Annotated in this window: 4 protein-coding genes and 1 pseudogene; 4 read left to right on the top strand and 1 reads right to left on the bottom strand. The window is 72.0% G+C overall.

Features of this window, described 5'->3' with window-relative positions; translation table 11 throughout:
* Positions 1 to 315 (bottom strand): annotated as a pseudogene (locus G6028_RS07645) (hypothetical protein); the annotation flags it as partial.
* A gap of 206 nt (positions 316 to 521) precedes the next feature.
* On the opposite strand from G6028_RS07645, the gene sigE reads away from it, so the two are divergent.
* From sigE to tatB, 4 genes are all read left to right on the top strand, one after another.
* Positions 522 to 1,145: an RNA polymerase sigma factor SigE gene (gene sigE, locus G6028_RS07640; protein WP_182658509.1), complete on the top strand. Its 624-nt coding sequence runs from the start codon at positions 522 to 524 to the stop codon at positions 1,143 to 1,145.
* A gap of 102 nt (positions 1,146 to 1,247) precedes the next feature.
* Complete coding sequence (locus G6028_RS07635) at positions 1,248 to 1,667, top strand: anti-sigma factor family protein (RefSeq protein WP_179525587.1); 420 nt, start codon at positions 1,248 to 1,250, stop codon at positions 1,665 to 1,667.
* 10 nt (positions 1,668 to 1,677) lie between these two features.
* Positions 1,678 to 3,234, top strand: a complete 1,557-nt coding sequence (locus G6028_RS07630; RefSeq protein ID WP_338404172.1) for a S1C family serine protease — start codon at positions 1,678 to 1,680, stop codon at positions 3,232 to 3,234.
* Positions 3,235 to 3,326: 92 nt separating this feature from the next.
* A partial coding sequence (gene tatB, locus G6028_RS07625) for a Sec-independent protein translocase protein TatB (protein WP_182658508.1) occupies positions 3,327 to 3,723 on the top strand: 397 nt, incomplete at its 3' end.

The following is a 3,723-nucleotide window of genomic DNA, read 5'->3' as shown; positions in this document are numbered from 1 at the left end:
GGCCGCCTCCAGGTGATGGGGATCGTCGGTGATGCAGGTGACCACGGTCCCGGAGCCCTGCCCGGCTGCCGCCAGGATCGCCAGGGCGGGCACGCCGGGAGCGGGCGAGATGCACACCGCGGTGCGGGCTCCGGTCAGTCGGGCGACCAGCCGGATCACCTCGGCGGTCAGCGCGTCCGGAGAGGCGGCACCCAGTTCGGCCGCGTCCGCACGGGCGGGGGCGTAGAGCGAGTCGTCGACCAGATCGGAGCTGCGGCGCGCGAGGTCGGCGAGCCTGGAACGGTCGGAGGCGGGGACGTCAGTCGAATCGGACACCCGAGCAGCGTATCGCCGCGCACGCGGACGACGTGTCCAACGCGCGGTGATCGGATCGGTATGAGACTCTCAGGGGGATCTCAGTACGGGTATACCGTGAGGACAGCCCGATGAGAGAGGGTGGGCACACGTCGTTCCACGAGGGGGCGACGGAACACCGCGCGGACGACTTGCGAGGAGCCCGCGCCGGAAGGCGGCGGCAGCGCATGTACTCGCAGACGGTGCACGAGACGGCGATCGCTCCCGGCGGTGACCACGACGAGGCGGTCGGTACCGCCCGCTTCGACGCGAGTGGTGACGCCGCCGACATGCCCTCCTGGTCCCAGCTCGTCGCCCAGCACGGGGACAGGGTCTACCGGCTCGCATTCCGGCTCTGCGGCAACGCCCACGACGCGGAGGACATCACCCAGGAGGCGTTCATCCGGGTGTTCAGGTCCCTGGACAAGTACAAGCCGGGCACCTTCGAGGGATGGACGCACCGGATCGTCACCAACCTCTTCCTCGACATGGCGCGGCGTCGGTCTCGCATCCGCTTCGAGGCGCTCCCGGAGGACGCCGAGCGGGTCCCGGGTCGTGAGCGCAGTCCGGAGCAGGTCCTGTCGGAGGAGACCTTCGACCCGGTCCTGCAGACCGCCCTGGCCAATCTCTCCCCGGAGTTCCGCGCGGCGGTGGTGCTGTGCGACATCGAGGACCTCAGCTACGAGGAGGTCGGCCGGATCCTCGGGGTCAAGATGGGGACGGTCCGCAGCCGCATCCACCGGGGTCGTTCCGCGTTGCGTGCCGAGCTCGAGGCGGCCGGTGTGACCGGGGTCCACCAGAGCGTCGACTGATCCCCCCGGGAGCTCCCGGGAACCACCGGAGTATCCCGTGCGTTGATCATCCCGGGCGGTCAGAGCCCGGCCCCGAGGGCAGACGGACGAGGAGGCGCGAGGGTGGACCGACACCAGTCAGGACGCGGGTCCACTCCCGAGTACCGGTTGTCGCGGGACTCGGTCCGTGAGGTCGCCGGGAGTACGCCACCCCCTCGATCAGAACCGCACTTCCTCTCCACCGACCACCTCTCCACCGAGGCGGCGGCAGCGTACGTGGACGGCTGCCTCCCGCCCGCGGGACAGGTCCGCGCGGACGCCCACCTCGCTCTGTGCCCGCAGTGTCGACGCGAGGTGGCCGAACAACAGGACGCACGTCGCGCTCTCCGGGGATCCGGGCCGATCCACATGCCCGGTGATCTGCGGGAGCGCCTCCGCCTCCTCGGGGAGGAGCCGACCCGGGAACCCACAGGCGCCCCGGTGCCCCCGCCCGGGAGCAGGTGGTCGAGGCTCCTGCGCCGCCTGCGTTCGTCCGGCCGTTAGGCTGGGGCGCGTGGAGGACGAGACTGGTGTGCCCGGACCGGCGGAACGGGACGTCGACCCCGACCGGCCGCTCCGCGAGCCTGCGCCGATCCACAGGCCCGTCGTGGACGAGGCCTCCGCCGAGCGCTTCTCCCGCCCGCCCGGGGTGACAGGAGGATTCGACCCCCGGCGTCCACAGGCTCCGGTCGATCACTCCGCTCAGGACCGCCATTCCGGCCCGCACCGGCACTCCGGCGCGGCGGACGGGCACGACGCCGACCCGGCACTGGCCGCCGCGTTCGGGCCGTCGGGTGACACCGTCGGTGGTATCGAGCGGCATCCGGGCTGGCAGGACCGGGTCGAGGTGCCACAGCCCGCCCCGCCCGACCCGTGGCGGGATCCCCACGCCCCGGTGGGGTTCGGAACCCCCGCCCTGCAGGCGGCGGACGAGCCCGGACCGGAGGATCTGTCGGGTGCGGACGTGCCCCCGCCGCCGAGGCTCTCACTCTCCGAGGCTCTGTTCGAGCGGCGACTGAGCAGGCAGGCGCTGGCAGGGGCGACCGCCGCCGTCGCCGTCATCGCCCTCGTGGGAGGGGGGATCGGCGCGGTCGTGGCCGATTCCGCCCGCGTCCTCACCACGTCGACGGTACGCATCGCCGACGCGCCGGCGAACGTCATCCGGCCCGACAACCCGGTCGGTGAGGTGGCGCAACGGGTCCAACCGGCGGTGGTCCACATCCAGGTCTCCACGGCCTCGGCCCGGGGTGAGGGTTCCGGCATCGTCATCGACCCGCAGGGCTACATCGTCACCAACAACCACGTCGTCACCATGGACGGCGCCGCCGACAGGGCGGACATCGACGTCGTCTTCCCGGACGGGTCCAGGGCATCGGCCGAGTTGGTCGGCCGCGACCCGGCGACCGACCTGGCGGTGCTGAAGGTCGACGACGTCCAGAACCTCACCGTCGCGACCCTCGGTGATTCCGATCGGGTGCAGGTGGGCGAACAGGTCGTCGCCATCGGGTCGCCCCTCGGCCTGGCCCGGACGGTCACCGAGGGCATCGTGTCGGCCACCCAGCGGCCGATCGCCCTGGGGGAGTCCACCTCCGACGGGGACGTGGTGATCGACGCCATCCAGACCGACGCGGCCATCAATCCCGGCAACTCGGGTGGTCCGCTCATCGACGCCAGCGGGGCGGTGATCGGGATCAACACCTCCATCTTCACCCAATCCGGTGGGTCGATCGGGCTCGGGTTCGCCATCCCCGTCAACGATGTGCGCGACATCGCCACCTCGCTCATGAGCGAGGGCTCCGTACGTCACGCGACCATCGGCGTGAACGCGCGCAAGGCGGAGAACGGCAACGTGGAGGGTGCGGAGCTGGTCAACGTGCGGGAGGGGTCGCCCGCACAGGAGGCCGGGCTCCGGGAGGGCGACGTGGTGACGAGTGTCGGGGAACGCGGTGTCCGGTCCTCCGACGAGCTCATCGTGGCCGTCCGACGGGCGGGCGCGGACGTCGACGTGCCGGTCGAGGTCATCCGCGACGGTGCACGGATCGAGGTGACCGTCCGACCCGTACTCGCCTGACCCGCTCGGGGCCGGCAGGTCGCCGGCGCCGGTGGCCGGTCGTCCGAGGTCGTGGTGCCGGTCGGTGCCGGGACGACGTATCCTCGGAGGCGATGTTCACTAACGTGGGGTGGTCCGAGCTCCTGGTGCTCGGCGTGATCGCGCTCGTGGTCCTGGGGCCCGAGCGCCTACCCGAGGCCGCCCGCTGGCTGGCCTCGGCGGTCCGCAAGGTCAAGGACTTCGCGGGCACCGCCCAACAACAGCTCCGTGACGACTACGGGGCCGACTTCGAGGAGTTCCGCGAGCCGCTCAAACAACTGAGCGACCTGAGGGGCATGAGCCCCCGCGCGATGGTGACCAAGCACCTCCTTGACGGCGACGACTCCTTGTTCACGGGGGACTTCGGCGCGGCCGCGCCAGCGGGAGGACCGCGGTCGACGGGTCCCCAGGCGGCCGGACGCCAGTCGACCGGGCCACAGGCGACCGGGCCACAGGCGACGGACGCCCGGG

The organism is Dietzia cercidiphylli, from assembly GCF_014145145.1.
Taxonomy (GTDB): Bacteria; Actinomycetota; Actinomycetes; order Mycobacteriales; family Mycobacteriaceae; genus Dietzia; species Dietzia natronolimnaea.
Note: the sequence above shows the minus strand (reverse complement) of the source record. Positions and strands in the feature narration are given on the sequence as shown.